Source organism: Burkholderia pulmonis (genome assembly GCF_984667975.1).
Map to the genome: position 1 here is coordinate 935,436 of NZ_OZ480186.1, position 20,572 is coordinate 956,007.

Sequence of the window (20,572 nt, forward strand, 5' to 3'; positions counted from 1 at the left end):
GGAGTTCAGGAGCGGAACAACCGCGAGTACTGGGTTTCGTGCCGCGCGGACAGGATGCCGAGCTGCGGCGCGAACGTGTTGACGGCGTCGGGCGGCGTCGCGAGCGCACGGCGCACGGCCGCGTCGATCGCGCCGCGCAGCGCGACGATGATGCGTTGCCCGGCGAGCTGGCCGAGCGGCACGGCCTTCAGCGCGGCGGAAGTCTGGTTCTCGACCCAGCCGAATGCGTACGCGGCGAGCGTCGCGTCGGCGCTGGCGTCGTGGGCGGCGGCCGCGTACGCGAACGCGGTCGGCAGCGCGACCGGCGACAGCGACGCAAGCGTCGCGCGGCGTGCCGCATCACCCCATTCGAGCGATGCGCACAGTTGCGCGAGCGACCAGCCCATCTGTTCGGTTTCGCGGCGCAACTCGGCCGATTCGCGGCTCGTGATGAACCACGCGTTCTCGGCGGCAAGCGCTTGCGTGTCGTGCGCATGCCAGCGTGCAAGCTGGTGTGCGAGGAATGGCAGCTCGCCGTGCGCGAGCACGTCGGTCAGGCCGCTCGCGATCCAGTCGCGCGCGGAATCGGCGTCGCGGATCAGGTTTGCGTCGAGCGCCGCTTCGAGGCCCTGTGAATAGCTGTACGCGCCGATCGGCAGGGCCGGCGACGCGAGATGCAGCAGCGCGACGAGTTCAGTGGTGGTCATGGCCGTGGCCGTGTTTGCATCCGGGACCATGCTGATGATCGTGATCGTGATCGTGATCGTGCGAATGCGAGTGGCCGTGGTGTTCGCCGAACACCTGCTGCGCAAGCGCGTAATCCTCGGCGAACGTCGCGTCGTGCCCATGCTTGTGGCCGCCGCCGTACGCGCCGGCTTCCGGCTGGAACGGCGTGTGCGCTTCTTCGACCTGCGTGCCGAGCCGGCGCAGCATGTCCGCGAGCACCGGATCGGCTTCGAGCTTCAGGTAGCCGTCGCCGATCTCGACCGGTGTGTGGCGGTTGCCGAGGTGATACGCGGCGCGCATCAGCGTGAGCGGGTCGGCCGCGCGCACGAGCAGCACGGTTTCGGGAGCTGCGGCGATACGAACGAGCGCGCCGTCGTCGGCGACGAGCACGTCGCCGTCGCGCAGCACGGTGCCGCGCGGCAGCAGGACTGCGACGTCCTCGCCGGTGTCGAGCGTGGCCGCGAGGCGGCTCTTGCAGCGGGCGTCGTAGGCGAGCGTGAGCGTCGGCGCGCGTGCGACGAGCGACGCGGCGAGTTTCACGTTCGGGGCAATGCGTTTGTCGAGGGTGCGCATGAAATCGGGAACCGGGATCAGAACAGGAAATAGCGCTGCGCCATCGGCAGCACCGTCGCCGGCTCGCAGGTGAGCAACTGGCCGTCGGCGATCACGTCGTAGGTTTCGGGATCGACGCTGATCGAAGGACGCCACGCGTTGTGAACCATGTCGGCCTTCGTCACGTTGCGGCAGTTGCGCACGGGCACGATCCGCTTCGCGAGGCCGTAGCGCTCCGCGATGCCGGCATCGGCCGCCATCTGCGACACGAAGGTCAGCGACGTGCGGGCGAGTGCACCGCCGCGCGTCGCGAACATCTCGCGATAGTGGACCGGCTGCGGCGTCGGGATCGACGCGTTCGGGTCGCCCATCTGCGCCATCGCGATCATCCCGCCCTTCAGGATCATCGACGGCTTGATCCCGAAGAACGCGGGCTCCCACAGCACGAGGTCGGCCCACTTGCCGGGCTCGATCGAGCCGACTTCGTGTGCGATGCCGTGCGTGAGCGCCGGGTTGATCGTGTACTTCGCGACATAGCGCTTCGCGCGGAAGTTGTCGTTGCGCGTGCCGTCTTCCGGCAGCGCGCCGCGCTGCACCTTCATCTTGTGCGCGGTCTGCCACGTGCGGATGATCACTTCGCCGACGCGACCCATCGCCTGCGAGTCGGACGACAGCATCGACAGCGCGCCGAGATCGTGCAGGATGTCCTCGGCCGCGATCGTCTCGCGGCGGATCCGCGATTCGGCGAACGCGAGATCCTCGGCGATCGACGGATCGAGGTGGTGGCACACCATCAGCATGTCGAGATGCTCGTCGAGCGTGTTGATCGTGTACGGGCGCGTCGGGTTGGTCGACGACGGCAGCACGTTCGCCTCGCCGCACACCTTCAGGATGTCGGGCGCATGGCCGCCGCCCGCGCCTTCGGTGTGGTACGTGTGGATCGTGCGGCCCTTGAACGCGGCGACCGTCGATTCGACGAAGCCGCCTTCGTTCAGCGTGTCGGTGTGGATCGCGACCTGCGTGTCGGTGTCGTCGGCGACCGACAGGCAGTTGTCGATCGCGGCGGGCGTCGTGCCCCAGTCCTCGTGCAGCTTCAGCCCGATCGCACCGGCCGCGATCTGCTCGACGAGCGGTTCCGGCAGGCTCGCGTTGCCCTTGCCGAGAAAGCCGAGGTTGATCGGCCAGCCGTCGGCGGCCTGCAGCATCCGCTCCATGTGCCACGGGCCCGGCGTGCAGGTCGTCGCGTTGGTGCCGGTGGCCGGCCCCGTGCCGCCGCCGAGCATCGTCGTGACGCCCGACGCGAGCGCCTCGTCGATCTGCTGCGGGCTGATGAAGTGGATGTGCGTGTCGATGCCGCCGGCCGTCACGATCAGCCCTTCGCCGGCGATCACTTCGGTCGCCGCGCCGATCGCGATCGTCACGCCCGGCTGGATGTCGGGGTTGCCGGCCTTGCCGATCGCGGCGATGCGGCCGTGCTTGATCGCGATGTCGGCCTTCACGATGCCCCAGTGATCGAGGATCACCGCGTTCGTGATGATCGTGTCGGGCACGTCGGCGGCCACGCGCTGCGACTGGCCCATCCCGTCGCGGATCACTTTCCCGCCGCCGAATTTCACTTCCTCGCCGTAGGTCGTGAAGTCGCGTTCGATCTCGATCAGCAGTTCGGTATCGGCGAGCCGGACGCGGTCGCCCGTCGTCGGCCCGAACATTTCCGCGTACGCGCGGCGGCTCAAGCGTAGTGTCATGTCGTGCTGTTCCTGAAGAGCGGGGCGCGGCTTACAGCGGCCCCATCACCTTGCCCTGAAAACCGTAGACGGTGCGCTCGCCCGCGAGCGCGACGAGCTCGACGGTGCGCGTCTGGCCCGGCTCGAATCGCACGGCCGTGCCGGCTGCGATGTTGAGCCGGAAGCCGCGCGCGGCCGCGCGATCGAACGACAGCGCGTCGTTGACTTCGAAGAAGTGGTAATGCGAGCCGACCTGCACCGGGCGGTCGCCGGTGTTCGCGACGACGAGCGTCAGCGTCGCGCGGCCCGCGTTCAGTTCGTGTTCGCCGTCGTCGGTGAGGATTTCGCCGGGGATCATGCGTGGCCTCACGGAATCGGGTGATGGACGGTCACGAGCTTCGTGCCGTCGGGGAAGGTCGCTTCGACCTGGATGTCCGGAATCATCTCCGGCACGCCGTCCATCACGTCGTCGCGCGTGAGCAGCGTCGTGCCGTAGTGCATCACTTCGGCCACCGTCCTGCCGTCGCGTGCGGCTTCCATCAGCGCGGCGGTGATGAAGGCGACCGCCTCCGGATAGTTGAGCTTCAGGCCGCGCGCACGACGGCGTTCGGCCAGCAGCGCCGCCGTGAAGATCAGCAGCTTGTCCTTTTCTCGGGGAGTCAGTTTCATGAAGGCAAACGTTCAGGAAAACGTAATTTTTATCGGTGCGCACGCCACCGGGCGGATGCGCGGGTCATCGTAGCACCGCACCGTTTTGCGTGCGTTGTGTATCGCTTATGTAAGCAGCAAGGCGCGTGCCATGTTGATGGAGCGCGGCGCGATGCGCGTTCGTGGTGCGCGATGCATGGGTGATGTGCAGCGCCTGACGCGGCGCTGCGCCGAAACGGTGCGCGGCGCGAACGCGCTCAGGTTTGCCAGAGGCGCAGCGGGCGTGCGTCGACGCCGTGCACGATCGGCCGCAACTGCAGCCAGCAATCGGTAAAGTGACGCTGCAGCGCTTCCATCGACGTCGCCAGCGCACGCACGAGCACGACGCCGGGCGTCACGCACGTGGCGCCCGCACGCAGCGTGTCGTCGAACGGCATCCGGGCTGCGAGCGATTCGGCGAGCGCAGCATCGCAAGCGGCGCCGGCGGCCCACAGCGTGCCGTATGCGGGAAAGCCGGCGAGGCCTTGCAGCGCGCCGCGCAGCGGGTCGTGCGCGTCGAGCAGTGCGCGCTCGGTCCACAGCGGCCGGCCGTCGGCATCGACGAGCGCCGAGGTCGACACGATGCGGCCGGCCGACCAGGTTTCGCCGGCTGCCTGCCGGCCGAGCTGCGTCGCGTCCCAGCCGATCGCGCTCGCGCCCGCGCCGAGCGTCACCGTGAAGTCGAGCGATGCATGCGCCGCGTCGAAGAACAGGTTGTTCTGCGGCAGCCAGTCGAGTTTCGCGTCGCGGCCGGCCGTGATGCCGATGCGCTGCGTCGCGTCGAGGCCGTTCGACTTGTACCACTTGGTTGCGCCGGGTGTCGTCAGCACCGCGTGCGTACCGTCGCCGAGTGCGATGTCGATGTCGAGCCGGTCGCCGCCCGCGACGCCGCCCGGCGGGTGGACGATCACCGCGTGACAGATCGCGTCGCCTTCCGGGTACAGCGGCCGCTGCACGCGCAGCGGGCCGTCGTGCAGCCGGTGCGCGAGCGTCGTGCGGGCGCCGTGCCGCTCGAAGCCGAGTTCGAGGCGGCCGCGCCACGACTTGGCGACGGCGGGGCGGGACAGCGGGGCGTGAGAATCGGGGGCGGACATCGGCGGCGAACGGGAAACGAGGGAAACGGGCGCGAAGAACGTGGATGCTACCGGAACAATAATGCAGATGCCGCGTTCGGTGAAAGCGCCGCGTGCGGCAGCCTTGCACGCTGGTCGCCCGTTTGTCGTTGTGCCTCCTGCCGTGCCTGCCGTGCCTGCCGTCGCGCCGCGCGTCACACCGCGATCAGTTCGCGCACGCCGTTCGTCTCCATGTCGTGCGCGTCGCCGCCCGCGACGATCTCGCCGCGGCTCATCACCCAGTAGCGATCGGCGATCGATTGCGCGAAGTCGTAATACTGTTCGACGAGCAGCACGGTCATCCTCGATTCGTCGACGAGCTGACGCAGCGTGCGGCCGATGTCCTGGATGATCGACGGCTGGATGCCTTCGGTCGGCTCGTCGAGGATCAGCAGTTGCGGCTCGCTCATCAGCGCGCGGCCGATCGCGAGCTGCTGCTGCTGGCCGCCCGACAGGTCGCCGCCGCGCCGTGCGCGCATGTCCTTCAGCACCGGAAAGAGTTCGTAGATGCGGTCGGGCACCTTCGACGGCGCCTTGCGGCTCGCCGCGCCGACGAGCAGGTTTTCCTCGACGGTGAGCCGCGGAAAGATGTCGCGGCCCTGCGGCACGTACGCGAGCCCGGCCGCGACGCGCGCATACGGCGGCAGTGCGCCGAGCGCCGTGCCGCGCCATGACACGCTGCCGCTTTTCGCGGCGACGACGCCCATCAGGCAGCGCAGCAGCGTGCTCTTGCCGACGCCGTTGCGGCCGAGCAGCACGGTGAGCTTGCCGTCGTCGGCGGCGAGGTTCACGTTGCGCAGGATATGGCTGCCGCCGTAGTACTGGTTCAGTGCTTCGATCTTCAGCATCGCATCATCGTCCGAGGTAAGACTCGATCACCGCATCGTTGCGCTTGACCTGGTCGAGCGTGCCCTGCGCGAGCACCGCGCCTTCGGCCATCACCGTCACGCGGCCCGTGTCGCCCGCGAGCGCCGCGACGAATTCCATGTCGTGCTCGACGACCATCATCGAGCAGGTGCCGCGCAGCGTGTTCAGCAGCTCGGCAAGCTCCATCGTCTCGTGGTCGGTCATCCCGGCCGCCGGCTCGTCGAGCAGCAGCAGCGCGGGGCGCTGCATCAGCAGCATGCCGATCTCGAGCCGCTGCTTCTGCCCGTGCGACAGTTCGCCGGCCGCGCGATACGCGTGGCTTTCGAGGCCGATCAGCGCGAGCGTTTCTTCGATCTTCGCCTGTGCGGTCCGGTCGAGCCGTGCGCGCAGCGATGCGAGCCAGCCCTTGTCGGTCTGCATCGCGAGCTCGAGGTTTTCCCACACCGGATGCTGTTCGAACACGGTCGGCTTCTGGAACTTGCGGCCGATGCCCGCGCGCGCGATTTCGGGTTCGCTCATCCGTGCGAGGTCGAGTGTCTGGCCGAGGAATACGCTGCCGGCGTCGGGACGCGTCTTGCCGGTGACGACATCCATCATCGTCGTCTTGCCCGCGCCGTTCGGACCGATCACGCAGCGCAGCTCGCCCGCGTCGATCGCGAGCGACAGTTTCTTCAATGCACGAAAGCCGTCGAAGCTCACCTCGATATCCTCGAGGTACAGGATCGTGCCGTGCGACGTATCGATGCCGGGTGGCACGACGCGACCCATCGATGCGGTGCCGCTGACGGCGAGCAATTCGTCCTCGGGCGGCGGCGTGAACTGGTAGAGGGCGGTTCCGTTCATGCGCGTTTCACCTTCGCGATCAAGGTTTCGACGAGGCCCATGATCCCGCGCGGCAGCAGCAGCGGCACGAGCACGAAGATCAGGCCGAGGAAGAACAGCCAGTATTCGGCGAAGTACGCGGTGAAGAAGCTCTTCGCGCCGTTCACGGCAAACGCGCCGATGATCGGCCCGATCAGCGTGCCGCGTCCGCCCACCGCGACCCAGATCGCCATTTCGATCGAGTTGCCGGGCGACATTTCGCCGGGATTGATGATGCCGACCTGCGGCACGTACAGCGCGCCCGCGATGCCGCACAGCACGGCCGACACGGTCCACACGAACAGCTTGTACGCGAGCGGGCTGTAGCCGAGGAACATCAGCCGCGTCTCGCCGTCGCGCACCGCGGTGACGACGCGCCCGAGCTTGCTCGTGACGATCGCGCGCGCGGCGATGAACGCGAGCACGAGGGTCGCGAACGTCAGCAGCAACAGCGCCGTGCGCGTGCCCGGCGACGTGATCGCGAAGCCGGCGATGCGCTTGAAGTCGGTGAAGCCGTTGTTGCCGCCGAAGCCTGTCTCGTTGCGATAGAACAGCAGCATCGCGGCGAACGTCAGCGCCTGCGTGATGATCGACAGGTACACGCCCTTCACGCGGGAACGGAACGTGAAGAAGCCGAAGATCCATGCAAGCACGGCCGGCACGAGCACGACGAGCGCGAGCGCCCACGCGAGGTGCTGCGTGCCGCTCCAGTACCACGGCAACTGGTGCCAGTCGAGAAACACCATGAAGTCGGGCAGGTCGCTGCCGTACTTGCCGTCGCGGCCGATCTCGCGCATCAGGTACATGCCGATCGCATAGCCGCCGAGCGCGAAGAACAGCCCGTGGCCGAGGCTCAGGATCCCGCAGTAGCCCCACACGAGATCGAGCGCGAGCGCGGCGATCGCATAGCACATCAGCTTGCCGGCGAGCGTCATCGCGTACGCGGACAGGTGGAACGCGCTCGCTTCCGGTGCGACGAGTGCGGCGAGCGGCACGCCGATGCCGATCGCGATGCACAGCGCGACGAGCGCGAGCCACGCACGGCGCGACAGCAGCGCAGGGCGGGGTGGCAGGCCGAGCGCGAAGCCGTCCGCCGCGCGCGCGGCGGCAGCGGGCTTCGGTGCGTCGGCGACCGGGTTTGATATCGAATCGGTGAATGAAGTCACGTCAAGCCTCCGCGCTGCGGCCCTTCGGGGCGAACATGCCCTGCGGGCGTTTCTGGATGAACAGCACGATCATCACGAGCACCGCGATCTTCGCGAGCACGGCGCCCCAGAACGGTTCGATCGCCTTGCTCGCGAGGCCGAGCCCGAAGCCGCCGAGCACGGTGCCGGCGATCTGCCCGACGCCGCCGAGCACGACGGCCATGAACGAATCGATGATGTAGTTCTGGCCGAGGTCGGGCCCCACGTTGCCGATCTGCGACAGCGCGCAGCCGCCGAGGCCCGCGATGCCCGCGCCGAACGCGAACGCATACGCGTCGACGCGCGCGGTCCTCACGCCGACGCACGCGGCCATCCGGCGGTTCTGCGTGACCGCGCGCACGAACAGGCCGAGCCGCGTCTTCGTCAGTACCGCCCACGCGACGAATACCACCGCGAGCGCAAACGCGAGGATCGCGAGCCGGTTGTACGGCAGGATCAGGTTCTGCATCACGGTCACGCCGCCGCTCATCCACGACGGGTTCACGACCTGCACGTTCTGCGCACCGAACAGCATGCGCGTCGCCTGGATCAGGATCAGGCTCACGCCGAACGTCGCGAGCAGCGTTTCGAGCGGGCGGCCGTACAGGTGTCGCAGCACGAGCCGTTCAAGCACGATGCCGACGAGCGCGGCTACCGCGAACGACACGGGCACGGCGACGAGTGGATACCAGTCGAATGCGCCGGGCGCGTAGCGCTGGATCAGCGTCTGCACGACATAGGTGGCGTACGCACCGATCATCAGGAATTCGCCGTGCGCCATGTTGATCACGCCGATCAGCCCGTACGTGATCGCGAGGCCGAGTGCGGCGAGCAACAGCACGCTGCCGAGCGACAGGCCCGCGAACACGGTGCCGACGATCTCGCTGCGGCGCTGCAGCGTGTGCAATGCGTCGAGCCCTTGCTGCGCGGCGTCGCGCACGCGCGCGTCGGGTTCCGCGTAGCTGCCGTCCGCATTTTTCGCGACGAGCGGGCGCAACTGCTCGATCATGTCGAGATCACGTCGCGCGGCCACCACCTGCACGGCTTCGAGGCGCTTCTCCGGATTGGCATCGTGCAGCGCGGCGATCGCCCACAGCGCGTCGAGGCGGCGCTTCAGCGCCGGATCGGTTTCCTTTGCGCGGGCGCGGTCGATCATCGGCTTGAGCGCCGGGTCGGGCGACTTCAGCAGCGCATCGATCGCGTCGCGTCGTGCGGCGACGTCGGGCGACGCGAGGGCGAGGCCCGACAGTGCGCCGGCGATCTTCGTGCGCAGCAGGTTGTTCAGCATCACGGGCTGTGCATCGCCGGCCGGCGTGGCGGCCTGCGTAAGCGCATCGTGCGCGGTGTCGCCGGTCTGGATCAGCAGGCGGCCGTCGCCGGTCGCGAGTGCGTCGCCGGTCGACAGCGCGTTGAGCACGGTAACGGCGCGCGGATCGGCATCGGCGGCAAGGCGCTCGATCGCAGCCGTCTTCGCGTCGAAGTCGTCGCCGGCGAGCGCGGCGGTATCGGCCGGCGTCAGTGCGAACGCGGCGTGCGGCAGCATGCCCGCGAAGGCGGCACACGCCGCGATCGCGCGGATGGCTCGGCGAAAGCGTGTAGGCATCGGAAAATCCTGTCGGGCTTGGGGAAGCGGATTCATGCGGTGCTGCGCCGGCGCGTGCGGTTCGTTACGGCAAGCGCGGCCGGCGCGGCGGGTGCATCGGCATGCGGGCGGCGGCGCGTCATGCGTGATGCGCGCCGCGCCGCGCCACACCGCGTCAGGCGAGCGCCGCGCGCTGCCGGCGCAGGAATGCCGGGATCGACGTGACGATGTCCGGCTTGCCCTGGTTGCCCGCGATGAACGGGCTCCACGGCTGCGCGCGCACGGCCGTCTTCGTCTTCCACACGACGTTGAACTGCCCGTCGCCGCGGATCTCGCCGATCATCACCGGCTTGTGCAGGTGATGGTTGCCGTCCATCGCGAGCGTGAAGCCCGACGGTGCAGCGACGGTCTGGCCGATCATCGCGACGCGTACCTTGTCGACGTCGGTGCTCTTCGCCTTCTCGACGGCCTGCTTCCACATGTGGATGCCGACGTAGGTCGCTTCCATCGGATCGTTGGTCACGCGCTTCGCGCCGCCCGGCAGGTTGTTCGCCTTCACCCACGCGGCGAACTGGTCCTTGAACTTCGTGTTGGTCGGGTTCTTCACCGACATGAAGTAGTTCCATGCGGCGAGATGGCCGACGAGCGGCTTCGTATCGATCCCGCGCAACTCTTCCTCGCCGACCGAGAACGCGACGACCGGCACGTCGGTCGCCTTGATCCCCTGGTTGCCGAGTTCCTTGTAGAACGGCACGTTCGAGTCGCCGTTGATCGTCGAGATCACGGTCGTCTTGCCGCCCTGCGAGAAAGTCTTGATGTTCGCGACGATGGTCTGGTAGTCGCTGTGGCCGAACGGCGTGTAGACCTCCTGAATGTCGGCGTCCTTCACGCCCTTCGATTTCAGGAACGCACGCAGGATCTTGTTGGTCGTGCGCGGATACACGTAGTCGGTGCCGAGCAGGAAGAAGCGCTTCGCACCGCCGCCTTCCGCGCTCATCAGGTACTCGACGGCAGGAATGGCCTGCTGGTTCGGCGCGGCGCCCGTGTAGAACACGTTGCGCGACATTTCCTCGCCTTCATATTGCACCGGGTAGTAGAGCAGCCCGTTCAGCTCCTCGAACACCGGCAGCACGGATTTGCGCGACACCGACGTCCAGCACCCGAACACGCATGCGACCTTGTCCTGCGTGAGCAGCTGGCGTGCCTTCTCGGCGAACAGCGGCCAGTTCGACGCGGGATCGACCACCACCGGTTCGAGCTTGCGGCCCATCACGCCGCCGTTCTTGTTGATGTCGGCGATCGTCATCAGCGCGGTGTCCTTCAGCGACGTCTCCGAGATCGCCATCGTGCCCGACAGCGAATGCAGGATGCCGACCTTGATCGGGCCGGTGCCCGCATCGGCCGCTTGCGCGAACGGGCTCTTGCCCGCCAGCGCGAGCGCGCCGGCCATCGAACCGAACTTCAACAGACTGCGACGTTTCATCGGGATCCCCTTGTCGTGTTGGATGTGCGTGCGCCGTGGCGGCGCCGGCCATCGTGTAACGCAAGGCATGTGCCAGTCACGTGAATGCACGCCCCGCGTGCCTGTGCGGGGTGTCGGCGGGCATCGGGGTGGTGCGGATGATGCGTCGTGCAGCATGCGCGGTCCGTTGCGGTGCAGGGGCGCGTGCGCAAATGGTGCACGACGGTGCGTCGGGGTCGTACCGAAGGAAACGGAGCGGGGAAAAGAGAAACGGGCACGCGATGCGTGCCCGTTCGGCGAATCAGTGCGGCCGGCGGCGGTGTGCCGGTCGGCAAGGCGGCGCGTGATGCGCCGCCGGAAAGATCAGTAACGCGGCACGGCCGGGTCGACGTCGCGCGACCACGCGTCGATCCCGCCTTGCAGGTTGTACAGCTTCGTGAAGCCGCGCGATTCGAGGAACATCGCGACTTGCGCGCTGCGCATGCCGTGATGGCACACGCAGACGATTTCCGCTTCGTCGTCGAGCTCTTCGCTACGTGCGGGAATCTGCTGCATCGGGATCGACACGCTACCGGCGATCTGCGCGGTCGCGATTTCCCACGGCTCACGCACGTCGAGCACGACCGGCGCGGGGCGCGCCGAATCGCGAAGCCATTCCGCGAGCATCGCGGGCGTCAGGATCTGCATGGTGGCTCCGCCGCTCAGAACTTGAAGCGCGACGGCTCGATCGCGTTGGCGAGGTGGTCGACATAGGTTTCGAACACGTCGGCGACGCGGTACTGCTTGTCGTCGATGCGCGTGATGATCTGCGCCTTCATCACCGGACGGCCGCCGACGAATGCCGACAGGCGGCCGCCGATCTTCAGTTGCTCGAGCATTTCCTGCGGTACGACCGGCAGGCCGCCCGCGACGCAGATCACGTCGTACGGCGCCTTGGCCGCCCAGCCGCGCGAACCGTCGCCGAGCACGACTTCCGCGTTGGTCACGCCGTCGTTGCGCAGGTTGTCTTCCGCGAACTTCGCGATCGCCGGATCGACCTCGACGGCCGTCACGTGTTGCGCGCGGTGCGCGAACAGTGCGGCCAGGTAGCCCGAGCCCGCGCCGATCACGAGCACGTTCTCGTGCTTCTTGACCGTCAGCTCCTGCAGCACGCGCGCTTCGACGCGCGGGAACAGCATCTTGGTGGCGCCGCCGGGCAGCGGCAGTTCGAGATCGGCGAACGCGAGATCGCGGTATTGGGCGGGAACGTAGTTTTCACGCTTGACGATCGACAGCAGGCCCAGGACATCCAGATCCAGCACGTCCCACGGACGGATCTGCTGTTCGATCATGTTGAAACGCGCGTTTTCGATATTCATGGTGTGGTCACGCAGCCTGGTCGGCCATCAGCGGGGATAGAGAAACTTCGTGATTGTACCAAACGGCGCGGCAGCGAAGCCTTCAGGCGGCCTGCAACAGACCTTTACCCTTTGCTCTTCTTGATCTGCGCCTCGAATGCGAGATCGAGCTTGCTCGCCTTGCGCGGCTTTTTGGGGCCGAATTCGTCGACGAACCTGACGAACTCGTCGAGCGGCAGCGGCTCGCAGCGCTTCTCGGTCGTGCCGCCCGAGCGGTCGACGAGATAGAACAGGCCGCCCGCCATCGCGACGGCCGCGAATTGCGGGTTGCCGGAGCGGGTCTTCAGGCGTTCGACCGCGTGGGTCGCTTTGGTGGTGCGCATCTTGGAGGCTGGCGGAGCGGAGGTAAGCCTCACACTCTATCAAACCGGCCGCCCGCGTGCGGCCGGCGCGGCGCTCAGACCGTGCGCGAGTAGCGCTGCCGCGGCGTCTGGCCGAGGTACGCGTCGAACGCCATCGCGATGTTGCGCACGACCATCCGGCCGGCCGGGTGGATCGTCAGGCGGTCGCGGGCGATCGTCAGCAGCCCGTCGCGCTCGAACGGGCGCAGCGCGTCGAGTTCGCGCGCGAAATGGTCGGCGAAGCGGACGCCGTGCGCGGCCTCGACATGCGAGAACGGCAGGTCGAGGTTGCACATCAGCTGCGTGATCACGTCGCGGCGCAGCCGGTCGTCCGGCGTGAGCCGCACGCCCCGCGCGATCGGCAGCTGGCCCGCGTCGAGCGCGGCGCCGTAGGCGGGCAGATCCTTCGCGTTCTGCGCATAGACGTCGCCGACCTTGCCGATCGACGACACGCCGAAGCCGACGAGATCGGTGTCCGCACGCGTGCTGTAGCCCTGGAAGTTGCGCTGCAGCGTGCCGTTCTGCTGCGCGCGCACCAGCTCGTCGGACGGTCGCGCGAAGTGGTCCATCCCGATGTACACGTAGCCGGCCGACGTCAGCATGTCGATCGCGAGGCCGAGCAGCGCGATGCGCGTTTCAGGCGGCGGCAGCGTCGCTTCGTCGATCTGCCGCTGCATCTTGAACAGGTGCGGCATGTGCGCGTAGCCGAACACCGACAGGCGGTCGGGCGCGAGCTCGATGATCGTCTCGAGCGTGCGCGCGAACACGGCGACGGTCTGGTGCGGCAGCCCGTAGATCAGGTCGACGCTGACCGAATGGAAGCCCGTCGCGCGGGCGGCGCCGAGCAGGTCGGCCGTCATCGCGAGCGGCTGGACGCGGTTGATCGCCTGCTGCACGGCCGGATCGAAATCCTGCACGCCGAGGCTCAGCCGGTTGAAGCCGATCGTGCGCAGGTGGACGAGCGTCGCCGGCGTGACCGTGCGCGGATCGATCTCGATCGAGAACTCGGCGTCGGCGTCCGGCGCGAGCGCGAAGTGCTCGCGGGTGGCCGCCATCAGCTCGGCGGTTTCGTCGTCGGACAGGAAGGTCGGCGTGCCGCCGCCCCAGTGCAGCTGCGTGACGGGGCGGGACGGGTCGAACAGCGCCGCTTGCAGCGCCATCTCGCGCTTGAGCTGGTCGAGATACGGGCGGGCGCGGCGGTGGTTGTTGGTCGCGATCTTGTTGCAGCCGCAGTAGAAGCATGCGGTGTTGCAGAACGGGATGTGGAAATACAGCGACAGATCGCTCGACGACGCGCCGGGGTCGCCGGCCGCGCGGACGTAGTCGGCCGGGTCGAAATCGTCGCGGAACTGCAGCGCGGTGGGGTACGACGTATAGCGCGGCCCGTTCGCGCCGTATTTCGCGAGCAAATCGGGACGGAACATTGTGTCGGCAGAACCAGAACTCATGACGGTCTCGCTCTTTTTAGATGCTTTCGAGTATATAAACGCGCGATTCGGCTGCATTGTGTAATAACGTCGCATCTGGCGATGGCACAATGCGGGGTGGGGCTACCGGACGCCGCGTCCGGTTGCCGCACCGTTTTTGTCGTTCGTCGAGAGAGCCGAGTGTCCGTCGAAATACCTGTCCGCCCGGCGCGTGCCGATGTTCCGCCGCACGCGTGCCGCGAGGGCTGCGGCGCGTGCTGCATCGCGCCGTCGATTTCCAGCCCGATTCCGGGCATGCCCGACGGCAAGCCGGCCGGCGTGCGCTGCGTGCAGCTCGGCGACGACCTGCGCTGCATGATCTTCGGCCGGCCCGAGCGCCCTGCGTGCTGCTCGGGGCTGCAGCCGTCCGCCGACATGTGCGGCGCGTCGCGCGACGACGCGCTCGCATGGCTCACGCGCCTCGAGGCCGCGACGCGGCCCGCGCATCCAGGAGAGAATTCAGCATGACCGCACCCCGCGCGCCCGGCCGGCGCCGTTTTCTCGCTGCCACCCTCGGCGCCGTCGGCGTGTGCGTATCGCTCGCCGCCTGCGCATCGACGTTCCCGTTCATTCCCGACCACTACACGTTCTCGCGCGGCGACGTGCAGAAGGCTGTCGCACGCAAGTTTCCTTACCAGAAGACGGTCGCGCAGGTCGTCGACGTGTCGCTCGCAAACCCGGCCGTCAACCTGCTGCCCGACCAGAACCGCGTCGCCGTGCAGCTCGATGCGCATTTCGCGAGCCCGTTCCTGCGTGCACCCGTCAGCGGCAAGTTCACGGTGTCCGGCCAGCTCGCGTACGACGCGTCGAGCCGCTCGGTCGTGCTGAAGGCGCCCGCCGTCGACAGCCTCGTGCTCGACGGCGACGCGCAGATGTACGCGCAGCAGGTCGGCGCGGCCGCGGGCCTGCTCGCGACGCAGCTGCTGACCAACTATCCGATCTATACGTTCAAGCCCGAACAGCTGCAATTTGCCGGGGTGAACTACGAACCCGGTACAATTACGATTCTTACAAACGGCATACGCGTGGCGATCGTCGAAAAATGACGACGTACCACGCGTGGCCGGGCGGGCCGCGCGTGGAAAGAGTGGCCCATTCCTTTCGACCATTTCGGAGTTGGGCCACGAATGGACTGGATCCTGATCTGCAAGGCATTGATCCTCGGCGTCGTCGAGGGGCTGACGGAATTCCTGCCGGTGTCGAGCACCGGCCACCTGATCGTCGCGGGCAGCTTCCTGAATTTCAACGATTCGCACGCGAAGACGTTCGACGTCGTGATCCAGTTCGGCGCGATCCTCGCGGTGTGCTGGGAATACCGGCAGCGGATCGCCTCCATCGTATCCGGGCTGCCGAGCCGGCCCGACGCACGGCGCTTCACGCTGAACGTCGTGATCGCGACGATTCCCGCGGTTGCGCTCGGCCTCCTGTTCGAGAAGAAGATCAAGGCCGTGCTGTTCTCGCCGGTGCCGGTTGCATTCGCGCTCGTCGTGGGCGGCGCGATCATCCTGTGGGCCGAGGCGCGGCAGCGCGAACGCAGCGAGCCGCCGCGCGTGATGTCGGTCGATGGACTGACGCCGCTCGACGCATTGAAGGTGGGTATCGCGCAGTGCTTCGCCCTGGTGCCCGGCATGTCGCGCTCGGGCTCGACGATCATCGGCGGGATGCTGTTCGGCCTCGACCGGCGCGTGGCCACCGAATTCTCGTTCTTCCTCGCGATTCCGATCATCTTCGGCGCGACGCTCTACGAAACCGTCAAGGACTGGCAGGCGTTCACCGTCGATTCGCTCGGCCTGTTCGCGCTCGGGCTCGTCGCGGCGTTCGTCAGTGCGTTCGTGTGCGTGCGCTGGCTGCTGCGCTACGTCGCGACGCACGATTTCACGGTGTTCGCGTGGTACCGGATCGCGTTCGGCCTGTTCGTGCTGCTGGTCGGCTACAGCGGCTGGCTGAACTGGTCGTGAAGCCGGCAGGCAGGCCACCGCGTCCCAAATGAAAAAAGCCCGATCGGCAGATGCCGGTCGGGCTTTTCCTTATCTGGAGCAGGGCGGCGCGTGCCGCCGCAGCGACGTGGCTCAGCCTGCGCGCTTGCGGAACACCAGGTCCCACACGCCGTGGCCGAGCCGCAGCCCGCGCCGTTCGAACTTCGTCACCGGGCGGTAGTCGGGGCGCGGCGCGTAATCGGCGGCCGTGTTCTCGAGCGTCGGCTCCGCGCCGAGCACTTCCAGCATCTGCTCCGCGTAGTTCTGCCAGTCGGTCGCGCAGTGCAGGTAAGCACCGGGCTTCAGGCGCGACGCGAGATGCGCGACGAGCAGCGGCTGGATCAGCCGGCGCTTGTGGTGGCGCGCCTTGTGCCACGGATCGGGGAAGAAGATGTGCACGCCGTCGAGGCTTTCCGGCGCGAGCATGTGCTCGAGCACCTCGACCGCGTCGTGCTGGATGATGCGGATGTTCGGCAGGTTCTGTTCGCCGATCAGCTTCAGCAGCGCGCCGACGCCCGGCTCGTGCACCTCGACGCCGAGGAAGTCGTCGCCCGGGCGATGTGCGGCGATTTCCGCCGTCGATGCGCCCATCCCGAAACCGATCTCGAGAATGCGCGGTGCGCTGCGGCCGAACACGGCATCCCAGTCGGGCAGCTCCGGCGCATACGGGACGACGAAGCGCGGGCCGAGATCGTCGAGCGCACGGCGCTGGCCGGTCGACACGCGGCCGGCGCGCGTCACGAAGCTGCGGATGCGGCGGTGGTGCAGCGAGTTGGCTGCGTCGGCGCCTTCGGCGGCTTCGTCGGGAATGGCGTCGTCGTGCGGCGGCAGGCCGGCTTCGTTCGGATCGTCGTGCATCATCGGTGACAGAGAAAGGCTCGGTTGCGGGCGAGGGCATCGGGCGCGCGGGACGCGCCAGCGCGGTACAAAAAAGCCGCCTTCGACGAGGCGGCTGGGCGCGCGGTTGCGGAACGTGGCGACGGGAGCGGCGATACGCCGTCAAGCCGTTGATCCTTAAGGATTTCCCGTTCAGCCAACCGGAAAGAGCCGGATTATGGACTGGTTTGATCGGACTGGCAAGGTTGCGGCGGGCGGCGGCCGCGCCGCCGTTGGCCCGGCGCCGACGTGCGCCGGGTTGAGGACCATATGGAGAGAGCCGAAGCGGATGTCGCTTCGGCCCTCGTTTCAGCGAACGGATGCGTTGTGCATCGCGCGACGCGCTGGTCGAGCCGGCGGCGCGTGATCGCCTTGATCTGGTTCAGCGCGTAGTCGAGTTCGAATGCAGTCTCGCGCGACACGCGGCTTTCCGGTTCGAAGAAGATGCCGGCCTTCGTATAGTGGCGCACGCAGATGATGAACGGGAAGCCGTGCTGCTCGCGATTCGCGCGGTTCATCCGCTGCAGGCGGATTTCCTCGTCGTCGGTCAGCGCGTCGAGGCCGGCGCTCGTCTGTTCGCTGACCGATGCATGCGTCAGCCCGCCACCACATACCGCCTGTGCCGACAGTTCCGGGTGACGGTCGAAGAACGCCTTCTTCGCGTCGATGCCGCGGGAGCGGATGTTGGCCATCATCGCGGCGTGCAGCGCGTCGACCGAATCGAACGGGCGCGCGGCCCAGGCTTCTTCGGCGACGTCCGGCGAGTGCCCGGTTCGCGATTGCAAGGGTGATGCGCTGCTGCCGGGTGATTGAGTAGAATCGCCGACGCAGCCGGCATGACCGGATGTGCGAGACGCGTGCGCAACGTGACGACAATGAACAGTGCGCGTTTCGTTCCGGTTGCTCGCGGCCAGAACGACAAGAAACGATGACGGCCGCTATGACGCTTCATGTTCCACATGTGGTTGCGTTCGCAACTTGAGTGAGGAATGACGCGTCGGCGCGATCCACGACCAATGGCCTTTGGGGAGAAAAGCCATGAATGACACAACTTCCGACCGTCGCAAGATCGGCAGCGGACCGGTGACGCTTGCGCTTGCCGAGTGCGTGATCGCAGGCATCGTCGGCATCTCGATCTTCAATAATCCGGAGGCGTTTGCCGGGGCGTCAGGATTCGGTGCGATCGGTACCGCGCTGGCAGTTGTCGTCCTGTGCGGCATCGTTTCGCTCGGCGGCCTCGTCTGGGCGATCGGTGCGTTGCTGAATGCGAACCGCGACGCCGGAGCGAATGCGATGCCGGCGTATTGCGCGATCGTGCTTCACGGCTTGCTGTGCCTGCCCCTCGTCATCGTGATGTTGCGGGCGGCATGAGGGAGGCGCTGCGTGCATGGGGCGGCCTTCGCATGCGGTCGGGCGAGGGCGGCCTGAAGCGAGTTGCGGATGGAGCAGGTACCGGACTTCTCGTCGCGGGCGATCTATCGGGCGATCCTGAGACGAGCACGCGACGGACATGCGCGATGGCACACATTCGAGACGGATATTGCTGGGAGTGCGGCAGTGACTGCCTGGGAACCCTGCAAGCTTTGCGCGGCAAGGGTTTGAGAAAGACTGGAGCGGGCGATGGGAATCGAACCCACGTCATCAGCTTGGGAAGCTGAGGTAATGGCCATTATACGACGCCCGCAGAACGCCTAATTCTACAGGGTTTGGCGGCGGTGTTGCAAGTGAGGCGTTTGGGGCTGCTGGCAAACGGGTTTCGCATTTCCCGATGGTGCCCCGTCTCGATGCGCAGGCTCCGCGAACGGATCGACCGTGACGCAAGGCGGCGCCGTAGCGCCGAGGCAGAATGCAACGCGCTGGCGGCGCGCCTGCTGCACACAAGCCGGTGTCGAAAATAGACGAGTCGGTGTCGGACGCATACAAGTCCCGACAACGCTTTCGAACTAACGTAACAAGCCTCTCATACGTTCGTTAGTCTGGAGCTGACATGTCCGATTTCATCACCGTTCTGCGCGAAACCTGCCCGACGCCGGTCCTTGACGCGACCAAGTGGAAGCGCATCGGCGGCGATCCGCATACCGTGAACCTCAATGCGTACCTTTCCAGGGACGGCAGCAAGATCATGGGTACCTGGATCTGCACGCCGGGCAAGTTCGAGGTGAACTACGAGAAATGGGAGTACTGCCACTTCCTCGACGGCTACTGCATCATCACGCCGGAAGGTGAGGAATCGGTGCACCTGAAGGCCGGCGACGTGTTCGTGATCGAACCCGGCATGAAGGGGACGTGGGAAGTGGTGGAGACGGTGCGCAAGTACTTCGTCTTTGCCTGAGCGAGCCTGCGGGTTCGATCCACGCATACCTTCGTCGCTCGATACCTCCCGGGTCACGGAGCCGGGAGGTCATGCGAGCGATTCCGGCTCAATCAAACTCGTTCCGGTTCGGAAGCAGTTCGCCGAGCGTGGTCGCACGCCCGGCCGGTTCCGCCATGCCGCGCGATCGCGCCGGGGGCCGGCAAGACATCGCGCAAGCGCCTATGATGCGACGATCCGCCAGTCGCGCTGGCCGTCATGCGCGCATGGCCTGCGAACACCGCATGTTTTCCCGGAACCCCGACCATGCGCATCACCGCGATCCGCGAGCAAGCGATCCCCGTCTCCCGCTATGCCGATCCGGCGATTTCGTCCGGCGGCCTGACGACGAGTGTCGTCGCGGTGGTGACCGATGTCGTGCGCGCGGGCCGTCCGGTGACGGGCTACGGCTACGCATCGATCGGCCGTTTCGCGCAGGGCGGCCTGATCCGCGAACGGTTCGCGCCGCGCCTGCTGGCCGCGGCCGACACGCTCGCCGATGAAGCCGGCACGAACCTCGACCCGTTCCGCGCGTGGCGCACGATGATGGCCGGCGAAAAACCCGGTGGACACGGCGAACGCTGCGTCGCGGTCGGCACGCTCGACATGGCGATCTGGGACGCCGCCGCGAAGATCGCCGACCTGCCGCTTCATCGTTTTCTTGCCGACCGGCTTGGACGCACGGCAGCCCCACGCGTGCGCGTGTACGCGGGCGGTGGCTACCGTTATCCGCATGACGATCTCGCGCGCCTGTCGGACGAGATGCGCCGTATCGTCGATCTCGGCTACACGCATGCGAAGATCAAGATCGGCGGCGCTGATCTCGACCAGGACCGGCGCCGTATCGAAACCGCTGCCGCGCATCTTGCGGGCGCTTCGCATCTCGCGGTGGACGCGATGAACACATACGATGCGACGACCGCCCACACAGCTGCCAAGATGCTCGCACCGTTCGATCTCTGGTGGTTCGAGGACATCTGCGACCCGCTCGACCTGCCGCTCCAGGCAGACGTCGCGACGCGATACGCGCCGCCGATCGCGGCCGGCGAAGCGCTGTTCTCGCTCGCGGAAGCGAGGCTGCTCGACCGCTATGGCGGACTGCGTAACGATCGCGACGTGCTCGTGTTCGATCCCGTGCATTGCTACGGGTTGCCGGGCTATCTGCAGATCGTCGATCACTTCGTGTCGCGCGGCTGGCGGCGCGACGCGTTCTGGCCACACGGCGGCCATCTGTTCTCGCTGCACGTCGTCGCGGCGCTCGGGCTTGGCGGTGCGGAAGTCAGTCCGTTCGCGTTTCGTCCGTTCAGCGGGCTGGCCGATGGCGAAGCCGTCGACGCCGGATACGCACGCGTGCCGCAGGCGCCGGGTATCGGTTTCGAACTGCATACCCAGGCGTACGACACATTCCAGGCGATATCGGGCCGCTGACG

Annotated in this window: 23 protein-coding genes and 1 tRNA gene; 6 read left to right on the top strand and 18 right to left on the bottom strand. The window is 67.2% G+C overall.

All coding sequences use genetic code 11. The features are described from left to right. Positions 1 to 5: 5 nt before the first annotated feature. From AC5LXK_RS04315 to hemN, 15 genes are all read right to left on the bottom strand, one after another. Positions 6 to 686 carry an urease accessory protein UreF gene (locus AC5LXK_RS04315; protein WP_493390469.1) on the bottom strand — a complete coding sequence of 227 codons (681 nt, stop codon included), beginning with the start codon at positions 684 to 686 and terminating at the stop codon, positions 6 to 8. Then, positions 673 to 1,278, bottom strand: a complete 606-nt coding sequence (gene ureE, locus AC5LXK_RS04320; RefSeq protein WP_493390470.1) for an urease accessory protein UreE — start codon at positions 1,276 to 1,278, stop codon at positions 673 to 675. Before ureE ends, AC5LXK_RS04315 begins: the two co-directional genes overlap by 14 nt. A gap of 17 nt (positions 1,279 to 1,295) precedes the next feature. Beyond that, positions 1,296 to 3,002, bottom strand: a complete 1,707-nt coding sequence (ureC, locus tag AC5LXK_RS04325) for an urease subunit alpha (protein ID WP_493390471.1) — start codon at positions 3,000 to 3,002, stop codon at positions 1,296 to 1,298. A 31-nt stretch (positions 3,003 to 3,033) separates the two neighbouring features. After that, on the bottom strand, positions 3,034 to 3,339 hold the full coding sequence (locus tag AC5LXK_RS04330) for an urease subunit beta (RefSeq protein WP_493390472.1): 306 nt from the start codon (positions 3,337 to 3,339) through the stop codon (positions 3,034 to 3,036). Positions 3,340 to 3,347: 8 nt separating this feature from the next. After that, on the bottom strand, positions 3,348 to 3,650 hold the full coding sequence (locus AC5LXK_RS04335; protein WP_006491064.1) for an urease subunit gamma: 303 nt from the start codon (positions 3,648 to 3,650) through the stop codon (positions 3,348 to 3,350). 236 nt (positions 3,651 to 3,886) lie between these two features. Next, the gene (locus tag AC5LXK_RS04340) at positions 3,887 to 4,762 is read right to left on the bottom strand and encodes an urease accessory protein UreD (protein ID WP_493390473.1); all 876 of its coding nucleotides are present in this window, start codon (positions 4,760 to 4,762) and stop codon (positions 3,887 to 3,889) included. A gap of 173 nt (positions 4,763 to 4,935) precedes the next feature. Then, positions 4,936 to 5,628 (bottom strand): urea ABC transporter ATP-binding subunit UrtE, encoded by a 693-nt coding sequence (urtE, locus tag AC5LXK_RS04345; RefSeq protein WP_493390474.1) that lies wholly within the window; start codon positions 5,626 to 5,628, stop codon positions 4,936 to 4,938. A 4-nt stretch (positions 5,629 to 5,632) separates the two neighbouring features. After that, positions 5,633 to 6,490 carry an urea ABC transporter ATP-binding protein UrtD gene (gene urtD, locus AC5LXK_RS04350; RefSeq protein WP_493390475.1) on the bottom strand — a complete coding sequence of 286 codons (858 nt, stop codon included), beginning with the start codon at positions 6,488 to 6,490 and terminating at the stop codon, positions 5,633 to 5,635. Beyond that, positions 6,487 to 7,674 carry an urea ABC transporter permease subunit UrtC gene (gene urtC / locus AC5LXK_RS04355; RefSeq protein ID WP_493390476.1) on the bottom strand — a complete coding sequence of 396 codons (1,188 nt, stop codon included), beginning with the start codon at positions 7,672 to 7,674 and terminating at the stop codon, positions 6,487 to 6,489. The genes urtD and urtC overlap by 4 nt, the downstream gene beginning before the upstream one ends. A gap of 1 nt (position 7,675) precedes the next feature. Continuing rightward, positions 7,676 to 9,295 carry an urea ABC transporter permease subunit UrtB gene (gene urtB / locus AC5LXK_RS04360; RefSeq protein WP_493390477.1) on the bottom strand — a complete coding sequence of 540 codons (1,620 nt, stop codon included), beginning with the start codon at positions 9,293 to 9,295 and terminating at the stop codon, positions 7,676 to 7,678. A gap of 154 nt (positions 9,296 to 9,449) precedes the next feature. Then, positions 9,450 to 10,757: an urea ABC transporter substrate-binding protein gene (gene urtA, locus AC5LXK_RS04365; RefSeq protein ID WP_493390478.1), complete on the bottom strand. Its 1,308-nt coding sequence runs from the start codon at positions 10,755 to 10,757 to the stop codon at positions 9,450 to 9,452. 342 nt (positions 10,758 to 11,099) lie between these two features. Further along, positions 11,100 to 11,423 carry a rhodanese-like domain-containing protein gene (locus tag AC5LXK_RS04370; RefSeq protein WP_493390479.1) on the bottom strand — a complete coding sequence of 108 codons (324 nt, stop codon included), beginning with the start codon at positions 11,421 to 11,423 and terminating at the stop codon, positions 11,100 to 11,102. Positions 11,424 to 11,437: 14 nt separating this feature from the next. Then, a complete protein-coding gene (locus tag AC5LXK_RS04375) occupies positions 11,438 to 12,094 on the bottom strand; it encodes a protein-L-isoaspartate O-methyltransferase family protein (protein ID WP_493390480.1) in 657 nt (218 codons plus the stop codon). Between the two features lie 104 nt (positions 12,095 to 12,198). After that, positions 12,199 to 12,456 (bottom strand): hypothetical protein, encoded by a 258-nt coding sequence (locus AC5LXK_RS04380; RefSeq protein ID WP_174931116.1) that lies wholly within the window; start codon positions 12,454 to 12,456, stop codon positions 12,199 to 12,201. Between the two features lie 74 nt (positions 12,457 to 12,530). Further along, positions 12,531 to 13,922, bottom strand: a complete 1,392-nt coding sequence (gene hemN / locus AC5LXK_RS04385; RefSeq protein WP_493390481.1) for an oxygen-independent coproporphyrinogen III oxidase — start codon at positions 13,920 to 13,922, stop codon at positions 12,531 to 12,533. Between the two features lie 171 nt (positions 13,923 to 14,093). On the opposite strand from hemN, the gene AC5LXK_RS04390 reads away from it, so the two are divergent. The 3 genes from AC5LXK_RS04390 to AC5LXK_RS04400 all read left to right on the top strand — a co-directional run bounded on the left by AC5LXK_RS04390 (position 14,094) and on the right by AC5LXK_RS04400 (position 15,898). Continuing rightward, positions 14,094 to 14,408, top strand: a complete 315-nt coding sequence (locus AC5LXK_RS04390) for a YkgJ family cysteine cluster protein (protein WP_493391184.1) — start codon at positions 14,094 to 14,096, stop codon at positions 14,406 to 14,408. Beyond that, positions 14,405 to 14,986 (top strand): DUF1439 domain-containing protein, encoded by a 582-nt coding sequence (locus AC5LXK_RS04395; RefSeq protein ID WP_493390482.1) that lies wholly within the window; start codon positions 14,405 to 14,407, stop codon positions 14,984 to 14,986. Before AC5LXK_RS04390 ends, AC5LXK_RS04395 begins: the two co-directional genes overlap by 4 nt. 81 nt (positions 14,987 to 15,067) lie before the next feature. Further along, positions 15,068 to 15,898 carry an undecaprenyl-diphosphate phosphatase gene (locus AC5LXK_RS04400; protein WP_493390483.1) on the top strand — a complete coding sequence of 277 codons (831 nt, stop codon included), beginning with the start codon at positions 15,068 to 15,070 and terminating at the stop codon, positions 15,896 to 15,898. Positions 15,899 to 16,009: 111 nt separating this feature from the next. On the opposite strand, the gene trmB is transcribed toward AC5LXK_RS04400, so the two are convergent. After that, positions 16,010 to 16,777 carry a tRNA (guanosine(46)-N7)-methyltransferase TrmB gene (gene trmB, locus AC5LXK_RS04405; protein ID WP_493390484.1) on the bottom strand — a complete coding sequence of 256 codons (768 nt, stop codon included), beginning with the start codon at positions 16,775 to 16,777 and terminating at the stop codon, positions 16,010 to 16,012. 191 nt (positions 16,778 to 16,968) lie between these two features. Continuing rightward, on the bottom strand, positions 16,969 to 17,577 hold the full coding sequence (gene uraD / locus AC5LXK_RS04410) for a 2-oxo-4-hydroxy-4-carboxy-5-ureidoimidazoline decarboxylase (protein ID WP_493390485.1): 609 nt from the start codon (positions 17,575 to 17,577) through the stop codon (positions 16,969 to 16,971). A gap of 253 nt (positions 17,578 to 17,830) precedes the next feature. Here uraD and AC5LXK_RS04415 point away from each other — a divergent pair, with 253 nt between their 5' ends. Next, positions 17,831 to 18,163 (top strand): hypothetical protein, encoded by a 333-nt coding sequence (locus AC5LXK_RS04415; protein ID WP_493390486.1) that lies wholly within the window; start codon positions 17,831 to 17,833, stop codon positions 18,161 to 18,163. A gap of 238 nt (positions 18,164 to 18,401) precedes the next feature. Here the strand turns inward: AC5LXK_RS04415 and AC5LXK_RS04420 are convergent. After that, positions 18,402 to 18,476, bottom strand: a tRNA-Gly gene (locus AC5LXK_RS04420). A 303-nt stretch (positions 18,477 to 18,779) separates the two neighbouring features. Between AC5LXK_RS04420 and AC5LXK_RS04425 the strand changes: the two genes are divergently transcribed. Together AC5LXK_RS04425 and AC5LXK_RS04430 are read left to right on the top strand one after the other, a co-directional pair. Further along, entirely contained in the window at positions 18,780 to 19,124 is a 345-nt protein-coding gene (locus AC5LXK_RS04425) for a cupin domain-containing protein (protein ID WP_059904985.1), read from the top strand. A gap of 285 nt (positions 19,125 to 19,409) precedes the next feature. Next, on the top strand, positions 19,410 to 20,570 hold the full coding sequence (locus AC5LXK_RS04430) for an enolase C-terminal domain-like protein (RefSeq protein WP_493390487.1): 1,161 nt from the start codon (positions 19,410 to 19,412) through the stop codon (positions 20,568 to 20,570). The last annotated feature ends 2 nt before the right edge of the window (positions 20,571 to 20,572 follow it).

What these genes read in the sequence shown, in the direction of transcription:
- AC5LXK_RS04340 (WP_493390473.1), bottom strand. Translation starts at nt 4,762, where the DNA reads ATGTCCGCCCCCGATTCTCACGCCCCGCTGTCCCGCCCCGCCGTCGCC.
- urtE (WP_493390474.1), bottom strand. Translation starts at nt 5,628, where the DNA reads ATGCTGAAGATCGAAGCACTGAACCAGTACTACGGCGGCAGCCATATC.
- AC5LXK_RS04430 (WP_493390487.1), top strand. Translation starts at nt 19,410, where the DNA reads ATGCGCATCACCGCGATCCGCGAGCAAGCGATCCCCGTCTCCCGCTAT.
- AC5LXK_RS04370 (WP_493390479.1), bottom strand. Translation starts at nt 11,423, where the DNA reads ATGCAGATCCTGACGCCCGCGATGCTCGCGGAATGGCTTCGCGATTCG.
- AC5LXK_RS04380 (WP_174931116.1), bottom strand. Translation starts at nt 12,456, where the DNA reads ATGCGCACCACCAAAGCGACCCACGCGGTCGAACGCCTGAAGACCCGC.
- AC5LXK_RS04335 (WP_006491064.1), bottom strand. Translation starts at nt 3,650, where the DNA reads ATGAAACTGACTCCCCGAGAAAAGGACAAGCTGCTGATCTTCACGGCG.
- trmB (WP_493390484.1), bottom strand. Translation starts at nt 16,777, where the DNA reads ATGATGCACGACGATCCGAACGAAGCCGGCCTGCCGCCGCACGACGAC.
- hemN (WP_493390481.1), bottom strand. Translation starts at nt 13,922, where the DNA reads ATGAGTTCTGGTTCTGCCGACACAATGTTCCGTCCCGATTTGCTCGCG.
- urtD (WP_493390475.1), bottom strand. Translation starts at nt 6,490, where the DNA reads ATGAACGGAACCGCCCTCTACCAGTTCACGCCGCCGCCCGAGGACGAA.
- ureC (WP_493390471.1), bottom strand. Translation starts at nt 3,002, where the DNA reads ATGACACTACGCTTGAGCCGCCGCGCGTACGCGGAAATGTTCGGGCCG.
- AC5LXK_RS04395 (WP_493390482.1), top strand. Translation starts at nt 14,405, where the DNA reads ATGACCGCACCCCGCGCGCCCGGCCGGCGCCGTTTTCTCGCTGCCACC.
- AC5LXK_RS04415 (WP_493390486.1), top strand. Translation starts at nt 17,831, where the DNA reads ATGAATGACACAACTTCCGACCGTCGCAAGATCGGCAGCGGACCGGTG.
- ureE (WP_493390470.1), bottom strand. Translation starts at nt 1,278, where the DNA reads ATGCGCACCCTCGACAAACGCATTGCCCCGAACGTGAAACTCGCCGCG.
- AC5LXK_RS04375 (WP_493390480.1), bottom strand. Translation starts at nt 12,094, where the DNA reads ATGAATATCGAAAACGCGCGTTTCAACATGATCGAACAGCAGATCCGT.
- urtA (WP_493390478.1), bottom strand. Translation starts at nt 10,757, where the DNA reads ATGAAACGTCGCAGTCTGTTGAAGTTCGGTTCGATGGCCGGCGCGCTC.
- AC5LXK_RS04330 (WP_493390472.1), bottom strand. Translation starts at nt 3,339, where the DNA reads ATGATCCCCGGCGAAATCCTCACCGACGACGGCGAACACGAACTGAAC.
- AC5LXK_RS04315 (WP_493390469.1), bottom strand. Translation starts at nt 686, where the DNA reads ATGACCACCACTGAACTCGTCGCGCTGCTGCATCTCGCGTCGCCGGCC.
- AC5LXK_RS04400 (WP_493390483.1), top strand. Translation starts at nt 15,068, where the DNA reads ATGGACTGGATCCTGATCTGCAAGGCATTGATCCTCGGCGTCGTCGAG.
- urtB (WP_493390477.1), bottom strand. Translation starts at nt 9,295, where the DNA reads ATGCCTACACGCTTTCGCCGAGCCATCCGCGCGATCGCGGCGTGTGCC.
- AC5LXK_RS04425 (WP_059904985.1), top strand. Translation starts at nt 18,780, where the DNA reads ATGTCCGATTTCATCACCGTTCTGCGCGAAACCTGCCCGACGCCGGTC.